This window comes from Paenibacillus sp. FSL W7-1332, assembly GCF_037969785.1.
Taxonomy (GTDB): Bacteria; Bacillota; Bacilli; order Paenibacillales; family Paenibacillaceae; genus Paenibacillus_AQ.
The window spans coordinates 109,330-126,341 of sequence record NZ_CP150209.1; the positions used below are offsets into that span (position 1 = coordinate 109,330).

The 17,012-nt window shown below is 53.1% G+C and carries 13 protein-coding genes; 9 read left to right on the plus strand and 4 right to left on the minus strand.

What is annotated here, in order from left to right:
• Positions 1 to 58: 58 nt before the first annotated feature.
• Both MKX98_RS00520 and MKX98_RS00525 read right to left on the minus strand, forming a co-directional pair.
• Positions 59 to 2,317 carry a heavy metal translocating P-type ATPase gene (locus MKX98_RS00520; protein WP_339220844.1) on the minus strand — a complete coding sequence of 753 codons (2,259 nt, stop codon included), beginning with the start codon at positions 2,315 to 2,317 and terminating at the stop codon, positions 59 to 61.
• The gene (locus MKX98_RS00525; protein ID WP_194540333.1) at positions 2,318 to 2,701 is read right to left on the minus strand and encodes a metalloregulator ArsR/SmtB family transcription factor; all 384 of its coding nucleotides are present in this window, start codon (positions 2,699 to 2,701) and stop codon (positions 2,318 to 2,320) included. It abuts the gene before it with no gap.
• A gap of 410 nt (positions 2,702 to 3,111) precedes the next feature.
• Between MKX98_RS00525 and MKX98_RS00530 the strand changes: the two genes are divergently transcribed.
• A complete protein-coding gene (locus MKX98_RS00530; RefSeq protein ID WP_194540334.1) occupies positions 3,112 to 3,987 on the plus strand; it encodes a hypothetical protein in 876 nt (291 codons plus the stop codon).
• Positions 3,988 to 4,099: 112 nt separating this feature from the next.
• Here MKX98_RS00530 and MKX98_RS00535 read toward each other — a convergent pair whose 3' ends face one another.
• Complete coding sequence (locus MKX98_RS00535; RefSeq protein WP_339220846.1) at positions 4,100 to 6,160, minus strand: PBP1A family penicillin-binding protein; 2,061 nt, start codon at positions 6,158 to 6,160, stop codon at positions 4,100 to 4,102.
• A gap of 331 nt (positions 6,161 to 6,491) precedes the next feature.
• Between MKX98_RS00535 and speE the strand changes: the two genes are divergently transcribed.
• The 3 genes from speE to MKX98_RS00550 all read left to right on the plus strand — a co-directional run bounded on the left by speE (position 6,492) and on the right by MKX98_RS00550 (position 9,494).
• Positions 6,492 to 7,319, plus strand: a complete 828-nt coding sequence (gene speE, locus MKX98_RS00540) for a polyamine aminopropyltransferase (RefSeq protein WP_113061663.1) — start codon at positions 6,492 to 6,494, stop codon at positions 7,317 to 7,319.
• Between the two features lie 18 nt (positions 7,320 to 7,337).
• Complete coding sequence (gene speB / locus MKX98_RS00545; RefSeq protein ID WP_339220848.1) at positions 7,338 to 8,207, plus strand: agmatinase; 870 nt, start codon at positions 7,338 to 7,340, stop codon at positions 8,205 to 8,207.
• Between the two features lie 801 nt (positions 8,208 to 9,008).
• On the plus strand, positions 9,009 to 9,494 hold the full coding sequence (locus MKX98_RS00550) for an SRPBCC domain-containing protein (RefSeq protein ID WP_339220849.1): 486 nt from the start codon (positions 9,009 to 9,011) through the stop codon (positions 9,492 to 9,494).
• A gap of 247 nt (positions 9,495 to 9,741) precedes the next feature.
• Here MKX98_RS00550 and MKX98_RS00555 read toward each other — a convergent pair whose 3' ends face one another.
• Positions 9,742 to 9,981, minus strand: a complete 240-nt coding sequence (locus MKX98_RS00555; protein WP_339220851.1) for a hypothetical protein — start codon at positions 9,979 to 9,981, stop codon at positions 9,742 to 9,744.
• Positions 9,982 to 10,007: 26 nt separating this feature from the next.
• Between MKX98_RS00555 and MKX98_RS00560 the strand changes: the two genes are divergently transcribed.
• The 5 genes from MKX98_RS00560 to MKX98_RS00580 all read left to right on the plus strand — a co-directional run bounded on the left by MKX98_RS00560 (position 10,008) and on the right by MKX98_RS00580 (position 16,952).
• On the plus strand, positions 10,008 to 10,973 hold the full coding sequence (locus tag MKX98_RS00560) for an ABC transporter permease subunit (protein ID WP_339220853.1): 966 nt from the start codon (positions 10,008 to 10,010) through the stop codon (positions 10,971 to 10,973).
• Positions 10,973 to 11,842, plus strand: coding sequence for a carbohydrate ABC transporter permease (locus MKX98_RS00565; protein WP_009595532.1), 870 nt, complete (start codon positions 10,973 to 10,975; stop codon positions 11,840 to 11,842). The genes MKX98_RS00560 and MKX98_RS00565 overlap by 1 nt, the downstream gene beginning before the upstream one ends.
• A gap of 83 nt (positions 11,843 to 11,925) precedes the next feature.
• Positions 11,926 to 13,467: an extracellular solute-binding protein gene (locus MKX98_RS00570; RefSeq protein ID WP_339220854.1), complete on the plus strand. Its 1,542-nt coding sequence runs from the start codon at positions 11,926 to 11,928 to the stop codon at positions 13,465 to 13,467.
• Between the two features lie 55 nt (positions 13,468 to 13,522).
• The gene (locus tag MKX98_RS00575) at positions 13,523 to 14,776 is read left to right on the plus strand and encodes a Gfo/Idh/MocA family oxidoreductase (RefSeq protein WP_339224262.1); all 1,254 of its coding nucleotides are present in this window, start codon (positions 13,523 to 13,525) and stop codon (positions 14,774 to 14,776) included.
• Positions 14,757 to 16,952 (plus strand): glycoside hydrolase family 88 protein, encoded by a 2,196-nt coding sequence (locus MKX98_RS00580; RefSeq protein ID WP_339220856.1) that lies wholly within the window; start codon positions 14,757 to 14,759, stop codon positions 16,950 to 16,952. The genes MKX98_RS00575 and MKX98_RS00580 overlap by 20 nt, the downstream gene beginning before the upstream one ends.
• The last annotated feature ends 60 nt before the right edge of the window (positions 16,953 to 17,012 follow it).

Below are 17,012 nucleotides of genomic sequence, written 5' to 3' on the forward strand. Positions count from 1 at the left end.
GGCCAAATGACGAACTAAAAAACCGGAGCTGCCCTGAAGGGGCGAGGCTCCGGTTATATTAATATCCTGATTTCAGCTCCTGATCCTTGCCAAGCAGGATGGTGAGACCAAGCAAGGTAACGATAATGGTGGCGCCCATGTCCGATATGATTGCAATCCACAGGGTCAGCCAACCCGGGATCGTTAGCAGCAAAGCAATGGCCTTCAGCGACAAGGAAAGCCCGATATTCCACTTGATAATCTGATTGACCCGTCTTGCGGTTTTGATGGCCCCCGGCAGCTTGCCAAGGTGATCCTGCATCAATACAACGTCGGCGGTTTCTATGGCACTGTCAGTCCCTTTTCCCATCGCGATACCCAGATCGGCAGCGGCCAATGCAGGGGCGTCGTTAATACCATCGCCAACCATGCCGGTTTTTTTGCGGGAAGAAAGCTCCTTGATTTTGGCAACCTTCTGTTCCGGCAGGAGGCTTGCGAATACCCGAGCTACACCGGATTGTTTCGCGATGGCCTGTGCGGACTGCTCATGGTCGCCTGTCAGCATGACCGTATCCGTGATACCGGCCTCGTGAAGCTTGCGGACGACGGTTGCCGTCTCCGGTCTGATCTCGTCGGCAAGGCCGAACTGGCCTAATACGCGATCCTCGCTTACAGCAGCAACAATCGTATAACCTTGGGCCTTCATGCGCCGAATGTCATCCTCCACGGCACGGATATGATCTTGCTGGCCGTTCACATGCTTCAGCACTTCCTCGCTTCCGACCCAGAACAATTTCCCTCCAACTTCAGCCCGAATGCCTTCGCCTGGCAGTACCGTTATCTGTTGAGGTTCATTGAACATGCACTGCGGATTCTTGATCTCCAGATGTTTCATGACGGCTTTAGCCAACGGATGGAGTGACGATTGCTCCAGTGCGCCTACAACGGCATAAAATTTAGTTTCATCATATACCGTCTCTGCATAGACGGCAGGCTCGCCTTTGGTCAAGGTTCCCGTCTTGTCAAAAGCGATGGCTTCCAGCCGGCCAAGCTGCTCCAGGTGGACCCCGCCTTTGATCAGAATACCGTTGCGTGCCGCGCGGGTCATCCCGCTGACCAATGCAATCGGAGAGGAAAGGACAAGCGAACAAGGGCATCCGACAATGAGGATGGACAGCCCTTGATAGATCCAGGTCATCCAGGGCTGATTCAGCAGCAGCGGAGGAATCAGCGTAACCGCCAGTGCGATGATCATAATAGCGGGAGTATAGTACTTTGCAAATTTATCGATGAAGAGCTCTGTCGGTGTCTTGCTGTCCTGTGCCTCCTGTACAAGATGCATGATCTTGGCCAGGGAGGAATCCTCATAGGCCTTCGATATGGCGATATAGAGCACACCATCGGTGCTGACACTGCCGCCAAACACAGCATCGCCCTCCCGTTTCGTAACAGGTACCGATTCCCCGGTAATGGCGGCTTCGTTCACCGCCCCGGTTCCTTGGGTTATGGCTCCATCGGAAGGGATCTTCTCCCCGGGTCTCACCCGGACAACGTCCCCGGGAGTGAGACTCTCGATCGGCACGCGCTGGGTTTGACCGTCTTTCCATAGTTCCGCTTCTTTGGGCGCTGCGGCCAGCAGCGCTTCCATCGATTGCCGGGCCCGATTCATGCCGTAGCCTTCCAGCAGCTCGTTAAGACCAAACAGAATGGCAACCAATGTGGCTTCTCTCCACTCCCCGATGATGACGGCACCCACGAGCGCAACGGTCATCAGGGTATCCATATTGAATTTAAAGCGGGTCAGATTACGCAGTCCGCGCAAAAATGTCGTATATCCGCTCAAAATCATAGCGCCTGCATATAATGCGATCACAACCGGTTCGGCGACTTTTCCTTCCAATAGAAAGGTGAAGAGATAGAAAACAGCGGAGATGGACAGCAGCCACTTCATACTCCCTATGCCGCCATGACTATGTTCATGAGCATGATCATGGCCATGTTCGTGATCATGTCCTTGTGCCGATCCGTGAGCATGCGATGAATGGATAGGCTGCACTTCAGCACTGGCGGTCGATAAGGCTGTCTGCGGAGCATAAACGATGCGCGCACCGTCACTTTTCAGAATGGTTTCTACTCGGCTTAGATTGACATGGGGAGAGAGGGTCAGCTTCCCGCTGTTGTAACTCAGTCGGGCATTGTTCCCATGATCCAGCTTCTGAATCTCCTCCTGCATTTCACGTGTACAGTTAGGGCAGGAGAGCCCTTGTACCCGGTATTCAATAAGTTCGCCGCTTGTCTCCGGAGAGGATTGGGAATGTTGATGGTTGTCCTTACTCATCTACATCTTCTCCTTTTGGTGCTCCAGCGTCATGTGAAGCAATGTCCGGATGTGGTCATCTTTGAGCGAGTAGTATACATTCTTTCCGGCCTTGCGCGATTTGGCGATTTCTTTGTTCTTCAGCGTCCGCAGATGATGGGAGGCCGTTGCCGTTGAGCTTCCGAGAACCTCAGCTACATCGCAAACACATAACTCGCCGCCGCGGTCCAGCATATAAGCTACCTTGACGCGCGTCGGGTCGGCCAAAGCCTTGAAGATTTCCGCCATGCCGATCATATCCTCATCGGAGATCGTTTCTTTTAAGGAAGCAATTCTTTCAGTTGAAGGACATTCCGTTTCACACAGCTCGAGGGCGACTTCTTCGTTCATCGTCCGTACATTCATAAGAACAACCTCCTTGGAATAGGAGCAATAAGTGCTCTTTACTCTATATATATTCAAACGTTGATTTGATTGTTAGTCATAATATACCCGATTTACACCCGATATTCAAACGAATATTTGATTGTTCACAAGCATTTCACAGAATGAGATTGAATCAACAAGTCATATAGTATTAACCAATTCCAAGGGTTAGGCGCAGTATCGTCCCTCAGAAAATCCTTCCATTTCATAACACGTCAACTTATACTATTAGCAAAAAGATGTAAATTCTCATAGAAAGAATACCTGGGCCCAGAGCGCCTCATGTTCCATAGCATCCTTGCACGGGCCAAACGTTTCGACTCGAATGTGTACATTATCTAATACCTATCCTTCGATTTGCGGATGTGTATGAACAGGGGGGCCAGAGTATGACTTGTCCAATATGTCGATATGAAACGGGAGATGGGAAGTATTGCAAGAAATGCGGGGCAAGGCTGATTATCGAGGATTCGCCCGTATTTGCCGCCATGAAAGAGCAAGCAGCAACGTCGGAGGCGTACAGTGTCACTAGGCGAAATGCCGGCAGTAGAGGGGAGTTACCTCATGTACGCCAGACCGAATCCGTTCTGCCGGTATATACCCCGCCGGATATTCCGTTCCGAGCGGCAGGCCGGCAGCATTCTGAAGAAGAGGAATCCAATCCTTATTGGACCAGCTTAAAATTGTACGGACAGCTCTATGGGGATTATTTTCTGAAGGGATTAAGAAATCCCTTTGGCGCAGCTGCGGGAACGGAAAGCAGCCAGTTTTTCAACGCGATCGTGTCCATGCTGCTCTATGTTGTTCTTTTTCCACTCGCACTGTATGCAGCGCTTCATCATGAGCTGCAAGGGCTGCCTGAAGGGGCATTTGCAGATCTTGTCCTAAAACCAACCGTTTGGACTGCGATTTTCCTGTTCTTGCTGAACGTCTTTACCTTCGCTGCGGTCAAGCTGTCCTTCAACCCGGCTGCGAAGCTAAAAGAAGTGATGGCAAGATTCGGCGCTTTGCTGCCCTTGTTCCTCGTGTTGTATGGGGTCAGCTTTCTGTTCCTGTTCCTGAATGGCGATATCTCGAAGGTTATCATCCTTCTGTCGTTCATCAGCACCGTGATGACCGTCCCGTTATTCGTCATGACCAGCTACAAAAAAAGAATGGTTGGCGGCCTGGATCCGCTGTATGCGATCCTCCTGGTCTACGTTGCACTGATGCTCGTGATCGTGATTCTGGGTAGTTCCATGATCGAATATATAACCGTTTTATAATGAAGTCATCTACATAACATATCGTGAAAAAAAGAAAAACAGCAGGTCCTTGTGCGGGAAAATCCCGTAAAAGGAGCTTGCTGTTTTTTTGATGTGACGGGTACGATCCGAGCTACTCGACCCACCATCGTTTGAAATCCTTCCACCAGGAACGCTCTTCCTGTTTCTCGGCCGCATCCGCAGGGTTGGCCTTCTTGGCCGGCTCCCCGCCCTCATGTTCGTCGCAATATTCCGTAGGCTCCGTTCCCTTGACGAAGACCTCCAGAACTTTGTCCGGACAGCCGGCGCCGGCGAGCTTGCCGGTCTTGGGATCCACATATGCGCTGACGACTTCGTCCGGGATCGGAAAAATCTTAGGCGGCACGTTCTCCAAAGCCTTCTCCGTATACTGCGCAAAGATCGGAGCTGCCCGCCGACCGTCCACTTTACTAATCTCCCGTCCTTTGTCATAACCCACCCATACCGCCGTCGACAGCTCCGGCGTATAGCCGACAAGCCAAGCGTCGGTATCGGTGGTGCCTGTCTTTCCGGCCACCGGTCGTTTCATTAGGGTAGAGACGCGGTTGCCCGTGCCGCCAGTCTCGAATACCCCCTCCATCATGCGCGTCATCACGTAAGCAGCGGAAGGCTCAACCACTTGTTCACCTGCGTCTTCCGGCGCTGAATACAAGCTGCGGCCGGCAGCGTCGGTGATGCTCAGCACCGCGACAGGGGAGACCCGTTTGCCGCTGTTAGCCATGACGGCGTAAGCCGAGGCCATCTCCAGCGGGCTGACGGGCGAGGTGCCGAGGGCCAGGGAAGGAACAGGCTCCAGCGGACTTGTGATCCCCATCTTTTTTGCCATGTCGGCTACTTTTTCCGGGCCGATCTTCATGATGGTGTTCACGGCATAAATATTATCCGAAGCGGCGATAGCTTCCCTCATGGGAATTTCGCCTAAATATTTATCGCCGAAGTTGCTGGGCTGATACGTCTTGCGGTTGTTATCGTAATGAAACAGGGTGGGCTGGCTGTTGAACACGCTGGTGCTTGTCATTTCCTTGGATGCAATGGCCGTTAAGTACATGATCGGCTTAAATGACGACCCGGGCTGCCTTGTTTTGGCTAACGCGTGGTTGTACTGATTCTCCCGGTAGTTCTTACCGCCAACCATGGCTTTAATGTGCCCGTTACGCGGGTCGATGGATACTAGCGCCGTTTCCAGCTCGCTCTTGCTGTCCATGCCCGCAGATACAGCCTCTTCGGCTGCCTTCTGGGCCCGCGGGTCCAGGGTCGTATAGATGTTCAGACCACCCTGTTCGAGCTGCTGATCCGTAATGTTCAGCTGCTTGGTGACGAGACTCCGGACGTAGTCCCGGAAATAGGAGGCAATCACTTTATTCTCCTGTCGGTCCTGAGGAAGCAGGGCGAGTTTGGCTGAAGCGGCTTTATCGGCTTCTGCCTCGGTAATGAATCCAGTCTCCGCCATGGCATTCAAGATAATCTGCTGTCTTTTGAGCGCGTTGTCGATATGGTTATAGGGCGAGTAATAGGTCGGACCCTTTGGAATGCCGGCCAGCATCGCGCTTTCGGCCAACGTCAGGTTTTTTGCCGACTTGCCGAAGTAGAGCAGGGACGCCGACTCGATGCCGTAAGCACCATGTCCGTAATATATTTCGTTGAGGTACATCTCAAGTATTTCATCTTTCGTATATTTCATCTCAAGCTGGACGGTGAATTTGGCCTCCTTGAGCTTCCGTGTCCACGTTTTTTCATGAGATAGGTATAGGTTTCGTGCAAGCTGCTGGGTTAACGTGCTTGCCCCCTGTTTGCGATCCATATGCTGCAGGTTGACCAGCACGGCTCGGGCCATGCCCTTCATGTCAAATCCCGGATGATCATAGAACTTCCGGTCCTCCACTGCCAAGGTAGCCTGGATCAGGTGAGGAGCTATATCGGTTAAGCTCACTTGCTCGGAGGTATGACCCGTGGTGGAGAAGGTGGCGATTAAATCTCCTTGGCTGTCGAGCAGACGGGAGTAGCGGGATGTTTCCGCGACGGGCAGTGGCGTTATAAATAAATAGGCGAGCAGAATGCCGCCGGCGATGATGGAAATGCCAAGAAGTACGAACAGAAATGTAGCAAGCCGGACGAAACGACGTTTGCGCTTGGGTGATTTTTTTTGTCCCGGCATGATGGTTCTCCTTCCAGTCCTTTTTGTAAAGTGATGGCTTTAAGCTGCCAAGGATGAAGATGTGTTGAAATTCCCCTTGGCTTCCTTCTTTTTCTATATAGTATGGGGCTGGAGCGGGCAGGATATTCATGGGAATCCATGAGGATTTTGCTTCTGTCCGTGCGATCTGGAACTTTTGGTTGCAATTTGGGCTTGATTTAATATAATCTAATTTGTTTGGTACAATAGAAAAAGTGTGAAACTGTAAGCTAAAGGCATCTGCCCCGAATAAAGTTTTACGGCTTGGATCTGGACGGCTGAACATTATTCTAGCGGAAAGAAGGTAGTGACGATGGAATTATGGTACACAGAGAAGCAAACCCCGACTTTTGGCATCACGGCTAAAATCCGGGAGACTTTTGTACATGAGAAGACGGAGTTTCAACAACTGGATATGATCGATACTGAGGAATTCGGGCGCATGCTCGTTTTGGACGGTATGGTTATGACTACAATTAAGGATGAATTCGTCTATCATGAGATGGTCGCTCACCCCGCGCTGAACACGCATCCAAATCCGAAGAAGGTTCTTGTTGTCGGCGGAGGAGACGGTGGCGTCATTCGCGAAGTGATCAAGCATCCGGGCGTAGAGAAAGCAGTACTCGTTGAAATTGATGGAAAAGTCATTGAATATTCGAAGCAGTACTTGCCTGAGATCGCCGGCAAGCTGGATGATCCGAAGGTCGAAGTGCTGGTTAACGATGGATATATGCACATTATTGAGCATAAGAACGAATACGACGTCATTATGGTAGACTCCACCGAGCCTGTGGGCCCGGCTGCTCCGTTGTTTGAGCGCGGATTCTACCAAGGGATCTACGAGGCGCTCAAGGAAGACGGTATTTTCGTGGCGCAAACGGACAACCCATGGTTTAAAGCGGACCTGATTCAGCAGGTCAACAAAGACGTGAAGGAAATCTTCCCGATCGTACGTGTGTATGGAGCGAACATTCCAACCTACCCGAGCGGTCTGTGGACCTTTACATTGGGCAGCAAAACGTATGACCCGCTTGAAGTGGACGAGTCCACCATTGATGAGATGGATACGAAATATTATTCGCCTCGCCTGCATAAAGCCGCATTCGTGCTGCCGAAATTCGTTGAAGACCTGGTGAAATAAGGAGGAGCGTATAAACTGATGAAACTGGATCAAGGTTACTCCGGCAACGTGTTTATTCTGAGCTCCGAGGATTATGAAGGGTCCAAGGCCGTCATTTACGGTATGCCGATGGATTTCACGGTTAGTTACCGTCCCGGCTCCCGTTTTGGCCCGGCCCGTATTCGCCAGGCTTCCGTAGGCTTGGAGGAGTACAGTCCGTACTTGGATAAAAGCATTGAAGACATGACGTATTTCGATGCAGGCGACCTGATGCTGCCTTTCGGCAATGCCGGCCGCAGTCTCGAAGTGATTGGCGATTATGTAGGCAAACTGCTGGATGACGGGAAATTCCCGATCGGACTTGGCGGCGAACACCTCGTATCCTGGCCGATCATTCAGAAGGTGTATGAGAAGTATCCGGATCTTATTCTGATCCATATCGATGCCCATGCTGACCTGCGTGAGCATTATGAGGGAGAGCCGTTGTCCCACTCCACGCCAGTCCGTAAGGCGGCGGGTATTATGGGCGGAAAGAACATTTATCAGTTTGGTATCCGTTCCGGCTCCCGCGAGGAGTTCCAATATGGACGGGAGAACATTAACTTCTATCCGTTCGAAGTGGCAGCGCCTCTTAAAGTAGCCTTGCCTTCCATGGGTAACCGTCCGGTCTACGTGACCATCGACATCGATGTGCTTGATCCATCTGCCGCACCGGGCACCGGTACCGCAGAAGCGGGCGGCATTACGTCGAAAGAGCTGCTGGAAGCCGTGCATCTCATTGCTGGCTCCGATGTGAATGTGGTCGGCTGCGATCTCGTGGAAGTGGCGCCGATCTACGATCCAACCGAGCAGACCCAGATCGTGGCTGCGAAGCTGATTCGTGAGATGCTGCTGGGATTCGTAAAATAGTCCACCCACCCAAACCCTCCCTGCCAGGGAGGGCCCCAAGGGCGCTGCCCTCTGGACACCCGCAACTTCGGTGTTCGGAGTAGGTATGAGGATATGAGCGGGGCTGGTGCTTGTGCCCGGCCACCGCTCGGTCTCCCCTGCGGGGACGTCCTCGTGGCCTCTTGTGCGCCCATATATTAGCCGAGGCTAATCGCCCCTCGGCTTGTTTGAAGAAAAAGCAAGCCTCCCCTACCTAAGCCTTCGGCTATCGGGGTCGGCTTGCTTTTTCGCACTTGTTGGAGGCCCCCTCGCGTGAGCTGCCCTGATGGGCATGCTCGGTGGCCGGGAGTATCAGCCGGGTTGGCACTGCCCCTCGGCTGTGGTAGAAAAAGCAAGCCTCCCCTACCTAAGCCTTTGGCTATCGGGGTCGGCTTGCTTTTTTGCACTTGTTGGAGGCCACCTCGTGTGAGCTGCCCTGACGGCATGCTCGGGGGCCGGGAGTATGAGCGGGGTTGGCACTGCCCCTCGGCTGTAGAAGAAAAAGCAAGCTTCCCCTACCTAAGCCTTCGGCTATCGGGGTCGGCTTGCTTTTTCGCACTTGTTGGAGGCCACCTCGTGTGAGCTGCCCTGACGGGCATGCTCGGGGGCCGGGAGTATGAGCCGGGTTGGCACTGCCCCTCGGCTGTTGAAGAAAAAGCAAGCCTCCCCTACCTGAGCCTTCGGCTATCGGGGTCGGCTTGCCTGAGCAATTGAGAAGAAATCCTCGGCGATTCTATGAGGTAAACTTAAGATAGATTCAGATTTATTAAGGAGGGTTACATCATGACGAATGCTTCGAGCAAGAAGAGAACCGACACGGCATCAAGAGTTATTATGGCGTCGCCGTCTACGATTTATCAGGCATTCTTGAATCCGGAGACGCTGGCTTCGTGGCTTCCGCCAAAAGGGATGACAGGCCATGTCGACACGTTTGATGCCCGTGAGGCCGGGACTTATCGAATGATCCTCACCTATAACGATACCGATCACACGGCACCCGGTAAGTCTTCGGACAATACGGACGTCATTGAAGGAAAGTTTCTGGAGTTTGTTCACGATGAGAAGGTTGTGCAGCTGGTCGAATTTGAGTCTGAGGATCCCAATTATGCGGGGTTTATGAAGATGACATGGGCATTGGAGCCGCTTGCGGAAGGCACCCAAGTCACGATCGTGTGTGAGAATGTGCCCGAAGGCGTACGGAAGGAAGATCACGATGAAGGCTTGAGGTCCACCCTCGAGAATCTCGCTGAATCTACGGAGAGACAATAAGACAGTCGGCTCGGCTGTATAACGAAACAAACGATTTGTGATGAGGCATTTTCATGAACAAATCGTTTTGTGGATTTTACCAGGGCCACGTTTAAGCCCTGAATGTTAGACTAGTTGCAATGATACTGGAAACAGGAGAGAGCAGCATGAGAAAATTCATCTATAGCTTACTTGCGGTCATGGTCGTCTTAACACTAATTTATATGTTTTTCATAACAACATCTGAATGAAGAACCATCCACCTTCACTATTGCTGCGGGTAGCTGGTTTTTTTTCTTTCCGGTGAAACCAAACCCATCCTCCATCCCATCAACAAATCCTTTTTACCCTCCTTCCGTTTGCTTGCTCCTCCTCTAATTTCAAGTCCATTCATGGGTACACGGTACGCGTAGTTGTGGGAAGAATCGGCGATCTGCTCATTGCGTGTCGGATTGAACGATTGTGCCGATATACCGGAAGCCGTTAATATTGGCGTTACATCGACCATATCGACGAAAAGGAGGTGCGAATACGATGGCAGCCCAGTCACCCGAAATAAAGCGCGAGGATTTGATAACCGCCCGGCACCCAGGGTCATCCCGCAACCGGTACATAGCCAACATCCGCAAACATTGGATGCTGTATCTCATGATCATTCCCGGAATTCTCTATTATATTGTGTTTAAATATGTACCGCTGGCGGGCAGTGTCATCGCATTTCAGGACTATCAGATTTTCAAAGGCATCCTTGGCAGTCCGTGGGTGGGCCTGGACAACTTTGGGTTTATTTTTTCCTATCAGGACTTCTACAACGTGCTGCGCAATACGGCGGTGATTGCTTTCTATCAGCTTGTTTTTGGTTTTCCGGCCCCGATCGTGCTGGCTCTGCTGTTCAATGAAATCCGCATCATGCTGGCGAAGCGGGTTGTGCAAAGCATGTTCTATCTCCCGCACTTTTTATCATGGGTCGTTGTCGGCGGGATCGTTTTCGAGCTGTTGTCCAACCAAGGAGTTGTGAATGCGGTGCGGGACTGGTTCGGCTATGAACCCATTCTGTTCATGCAGGAGGAGCGGTATTTCCGAGGGATTGTTGTCCTGTCCTCGATCTGGAAGGAAGTTGGCTGGGGCACGATTATATATTTGGCTGCCATCGCCGGCATCAATCCGAATTTATATGAAGCGGCCGTCATGGATGGAGCAAGCCGGTGGAAACAAACGATCTATATTACGCTGCCCACCATGTTTCCGACGATTCTGGTGCTGTTCCTGCTGCAAATCGGTAACTTCCTGGAGCTCGGCTTCGATCAGATTTACAATTTATTGACACCGATGACGTACTCGGTAGGGGATATCATCGAGACGTACGTCTATCGTGCGGGTGTGCTTCAGGGGCAATACAGCATGACGACGGCCATCGGGCTGTTCCAGTCTGTCATTGGGTTTATACTGCTGTGGATTTTTAACCGATTGGCCAGAAAAACGGATCAGGGGTTGTGGTGATGAAAGCGACATTCGGAGAAAAAATGTTTCAGACGCTGAATTATGTGTTTCTGTTCGCTGCTGCGGTGACGATGCTGTTCCCGCTTCTTCAACTGCTTGCCGTATCGCTCAGCTCCCCGGTAGCTGCCGATTCGAAGGAAGTATTCCTGCTGCCTGTGGAGTTTACAACCGCATCTTGGGAGCATGTATTAAAAAATAAAGGCTTGTGGACATCTTTTGGGATTACCGTATATATTACGATCGCCGGGACACTGCTCAGCATGCTGTTTTCGGTCATGACGGCATACCCGCTCTCAAGACGGGAATTTTTGATCCGCAAACAGGTCATGTTCGGCATTGTGTTAACGATGATTTTCAATGCGCCGATGATTCCGTTTTTTTTGACCGTTCGCGAGCTTGGCATGATGAACTCCCTGTGGGCGCTCATTATTCCCGGCCTGGTTGGCACGTTCAACATGATCATTATCCGGACCTTTTTCATGGGCATTCCCAGTGAGCTGGATGATTCGGCTCGAATCGACGGATGCAGCGAGTTCGGCATATTGTTCCGCATGTATTTGCCTTTGTCCAAACCGGTCATGGCGACGGTCAGTCTGTTTTACGCGGTCGGATATTGGAACACCTTCTCCCGTGCCGTGCTGTTTATAAGGGATCCGGAGAAATGGCCGCTTCAAATGAAGCTGAGAGCATACCTCCAGTCTCCCGAGGAGCTGGCTGCGGTCAATCTGTTTCTTGGGGATTACGATTTCAACACGACAACATTGAAAGCGGCAACAATCCTGTTTGCTACCATTCCGATCATTCTGGTATACCCGTATCTGCAAAAATACTTTGTCAAAGGGTCCATGCTGGGTTCGTTAAAGGAATAAAGCAAAGCGGGGCATGCGATATGAAATCGGCCTTACGGCCGGTTTGATATAACTACCAATCCGAAAAAGGGGAGGATTTACTCATGTCGAAATGGTTTTTCCAAAAAGGGGCATGGAAACCGGCGCTCACGGCAACACTTGCGGCAGCGATGCTGTTTGGCTGCGCCGGCAAGGGTGACGGCGAATCGCAAGCGGGCCAGAGTGGGGAGGGAAATCAAGAACTTACACAGGTAAAGGTGTTTAAAAGCCACATGGGTGTCGGCACGATTCCGGGTGCAGATAATCCGCATGTCCAATATGTGGCGGAACGGACCGGCGTGGAATATCAGCTGGTAACGACCCCGCCGGGCTCGGAGCCGACTGAATATCTCAATCTGATGATTGCATCCGACGACTTGCCGGATATTCTTCGCCCGATCGGCGGGATCGAGCAGACCCTGATCCGCCAAGGAGGTGCGCTGGCGCTGGACGATTTGCTGCCCCAGTATGCCCCGAATGTCTGGAAGAATATCCCTCAGGAGGCATGGGATGTCGTTCGATCCGCTTCACCGGACGGCAAAATCTATTATGTGCCTAAAGTGTTCCTGGTTCCGGAAAGAGCACCGCTCATCCGTCAGGATTGGCTTGACAAGGTAGGCATGTCCATGCCGAAGACAACGGAGGAATACAAGGAGGTGCTGCGAGCCTTTCTTGACAAAGACCCGAACGGCAACGGCCTGAAGGACGAATTGCCCACAACAGGCCGGGAATTCGGCAAATGGATGGATCATTTGTTTGCCATGTTCGGTGTCGCGATGTGGGAGGGGAATCCGGAATGGGACATCTACGACGGTAAAATCCAATATGCCGGCGTAACGGACAATATGAAGGCAGCCATTGCATTTTCCCGTGAGCTATATGACGAGAAGCTGCTTGACAATGAGACGTTTCTGAACAAAGGAGATGTATGGACGGCGAAGATCAATAACAATTTGGTTGGCAGCTGGTACCATCTTCCCGCCAACCTGCGCGACCGGTTTACAGCCATGCAGCAAAAAGCACCGGATGCTTATATCGTTGGCATGCCGCTTCCAAAGGCCGAAGGGTATGAGGGCTTTGTCACGCAGAAGAGCATGGGCGAACCGGAGTGGATCATTCCGGCAAAGGCCCAGGATAAAGCCCCCGCAGCCTTGAAGCTGCTTGATTTCTTCTATGATCGGTCGAATGACGAATTTATCCGCTTTGGCATCGAAGGACAGCAGCATGAAGTTGTCGACGGCAAAAAAGTGCTGCTTCCAGCCGAGGATAGCCGTCCGTTGGCGCTCGGCATGCGCAACCTGACGACAGAGGAGGACATGGACATACGGATTCAGGAGACGATCCCGGTAGACATGCAGCAGATGGTGAAGGATATATTCGAGGTGAGTACCGCGGACGCGAAGCGGATCGCGGGGGACGGACTTCCGAGCACCGTGTATGAAGGCTTCCCGGATATTCAATCGCATAAGCTGTTTCAGGAGTATGTAACCAAGATTGTCATCGGCGAATGGCCCCTGGAGAAGTTCGATGAATTCGTCGACCGCTGGCATAAGGCAGGCGGAGACGAAGTAACGAAGAGGGTAGAGGAATGGTACTCAAGGATGTGATCATACAGTGAAAAAGAAATATGCCATATGCGGTGTAAGCGGTCGTGCACTCGGGATGTTCGCCAAGCCGATACTGACGACCTATGCCTGGCGCTGCGACCTGGTCGGCATGCTGGACAGTGATCCGGCCCGCTTCGAGCTCTACCGCTCCCGCTTCCCCGAGCATACCGCCGTTGGAACTTACGGCGAAGAGGAATTCGGGAAGATGATCGACGAGACTAAGCCGGATGTGGTCATCGTGGCGGGGCGAGACGATACGCATGCGCGTTATATTGTTGCCGCCCTGGAAAGGGATTTGGATGTCATCACGGAAAAACCGATGGTCACGACGGGTGAGGACGCCCGGCGTGTGCTGGATGCGGAGCGGGTGAGCAAAGGCTCGGTGACGGTCACGTTTAATTACCGCTACGCCCCGATTCACACCAAAATCAAAGAGATGGTATGGGAAGGTAAGCTCGGTCGGATTACATCCGTCGATCTCAACTGGTATTTGGACACATATCATGGCTCCAGCTATTTCAAACGGTGGAACCGCCGGCGCGAAATGTCAGGAGGTCTCTCCATCCACAAAAGCACGCATCATTTCGACCTCGTGAACTGGTGGATCGGGCAAAAGCCGGTCGAGGCCTTCGCCTACGGGGCCCTCCATTATTACGGCGTCGAAGGGGAGCTTAATCCGGGCAAAGAAGCCGGTCGTCATTGCGGAACCTGCCTCTCAGCCAGCCGCTGCGCCTATTACTCGCGCTGGAACGCAAGTCATGTGCCGGATGATCATCTCGGTCTGCTGGAGAGCGGGGGGCCGCAGTTTCCTTATACAGGCTACCGCCCGGACCGGTGTATTTTTGATGATGAGATCGACATCGAGGATACGTATGCGGCCACCGTCAAGTACGACGGAGGAGCACTGCTCAGTTATTCCGTCAACTTTTCGCTGCCGTATGAAGGGTATCGCCTGGCGATCAACGGTACGAAAGGCCGGCTGGAGACGATGGAATACCATGCTCCGTCCAGAACCCCTTTTCCAACGCCGGTCCAGACGATCGACTACTTCCCGTTGTTCGGCTCCAAGGAAACCATCCATGTCGTTCATCGGGAAGGCGGCCACGGGGGAGGCGACCCGCTGCTGCTGAATGACCTGTTTCTAGGTGAAAACCGGGAAAGGCCGTTCCCGATTTTGTCCGGGGCTGTGGATGGCGCCTATTCCGTGGCGGCGGGGGAAGCCGTGTGGCGTTCCGTGAAGGAGCACCGTCCAGTGGCGATAGCGGATGTTCTGGGCGGGTGGAAGGAGAGTGAGCCTATTGATCGATAAAGGATATTTTGACCCGGCTGAAAGCCTGGCTTCCCAAACAGAGGGCAGTAACATCGAGCATGCGCTTACGGTCATTGCCCAGCGTTATGTCGGTGACCATCCGCCTCATGCCCCGGTTTACCGGGTGACGCGGAAGAGTCCGATCCGTAAGCGGGCCGACCACTGCTATCAGCTCCCCATCGCGGATATGTTCCCCGAAATGACGGAGGGCCAGGTGGTCTACGCCTGGACGAAGCTGTGGGCTGCCCAGCCGCAGAGCTTTCCCTTTCTGATGGAATGGACGGGGCATGTCCGGCTGTACCATAACGGCCGGAAGCGGTTCGGTTCGGCGCCAGGGGAAGAAGCGACAGCGGACGGATTGCCCCTGAAGCTGGGGATTCAGCTTACCCAGGGGTGGAATCACTTCGTTCTGGAATTCCGCCGGGGCCCAAGCGGCTGCAGAGCGGTATTTGGCACAAGCAACCGCAAGAACAAGCCGTTTCACTTTCTGGCTCCTTCCATGGAGCGGGAAGGTGAGGAAGGATGGATTGTGACGGTGCCGCTGGACCGGGCGCTTGCCCGCATCCCCGATTCAATGGAACGCGAATCATGGACGGGGGCACAGTGGCTGCCCGTGCTTGCAAAACACGATGGGGAAGCAGATCGCGGCCCGATGTGGAGAATGTACGGGCGGAAGCCGGGGTATGCCGCTTACGCCTGGACTGCCGTTGTCAACCGGACCTTGGCGGCCAAGAAGGTGACCTTGTCGGGAACCTCCTATGGCCCGGTCCGGTTTGAATGGAACGGCAGGGAGGTTTACACCAGCCGCGAGGCAGGCACGTTCAGTATCGTCATCGATGTGCCTCCGGGCCGCGGGGAGCTTACCGCACGCTGCGAATGCGGTGCAGAGGGCTGGGGGTTTGAGATCGGCGAAGCATCGCCTGAAGGGATGCTGATCGCTCCGCGAAGGGTGCACGGCTTGACCGGCGAGTGGCTTTATCTGGGTCCGTTCCGCGCAGAAGCCGATCTTGAGCTGTCCGACTATTTTGGTCTGGACACGGTCGCTGTTGACGGCGGAGAGAGACTGTTCTGGACAGGGAGCGAGCCGGGAGCGTACGTAAGGCCGTTTTTGGAGAATGAGCTTTTTGGCCGCTGGAATTATCCGCTCGGCGTCACAATGTACGGCTTGCTGGAGACGGGAAGGCTGCTTAATCGCCTGGACATCCAGGAATATGTACTCCGCCACGTCGAGTTTACCGCAGGCCATTACGAGTATTCCTTGTGGGACCGCACGGAATTCGGTGCGGCGGGGCTGAACAACCAGCTGTCCGACATTGACAGTCTGGACGATTGCGGATCATTTGGCGCGCTAGCCATTCTTGCAGACCGAATTCGATCCTTGAAAGGAGTGCGCAAGGCAGCAGACGATATCGCCCGGTACATCATGGATACACAATCACGTCTTGCGGACGGGGCACTTTATCGCGAGGTCGGCGTTTCCCCAAGCATGCACCTGACGATGTGGTGCGACGACATGTACATGAGCGTACCGTTCCTATGCCGATACGCCGAGCTGTCCGGAGATTCCCGCTATCTGGACGAAGCGGCACGCCAGCTTCTGCTGTATAAGTCATACCTGTACATGCCGGACCTGCAGTTAATGTCGCACGTATACGATGTACGTCGTGGGCAGCCTTCCCGGACGGTATGGGGAAGGGGCAACGGATGGGTGTTTTTCTCACTGTCAGAGCTGCTTGCCGTGCTTCCGGTCGGCCATCCCGACTATGTGGAACTGCTTCATTTTTATCGCAGTCTGGCGGAGGGATACTTCCGCTTGCAGGGAGTGCATGGGTTATGGCACCAAGTGCTGACGGACCCTGAATCCTATGAGGAAGCCTCCTGTACCGCGATGTTTATTTTTGGTTTGGCGCGGGGGGTACGCCATGGCTGGCTGGAGAATCCGGATCCGTACTTGCAATCTGCCATTGCGGGGTGGGACGGTTTAACCAGCAGGGCCATCGACGGCAGGGGAAATGTGTACGGTGTGTGCAAGGGCAGCAGCTGGTCAACCTCCCATGCTTATTACAAGCACGACTTATCGTGGAACTTGAATGATACGCACGGAATCGGCATCGTGCTGTTGGCCGGGGTCGAGCTTCTTGAATTCATGCGGTCAAACCATACTGTAAACGCTTAAGTTTACGTGACGGCAGGAGCGGATCGTGAGCTATAATGGAACCATTCTGGTAGTAAAGCG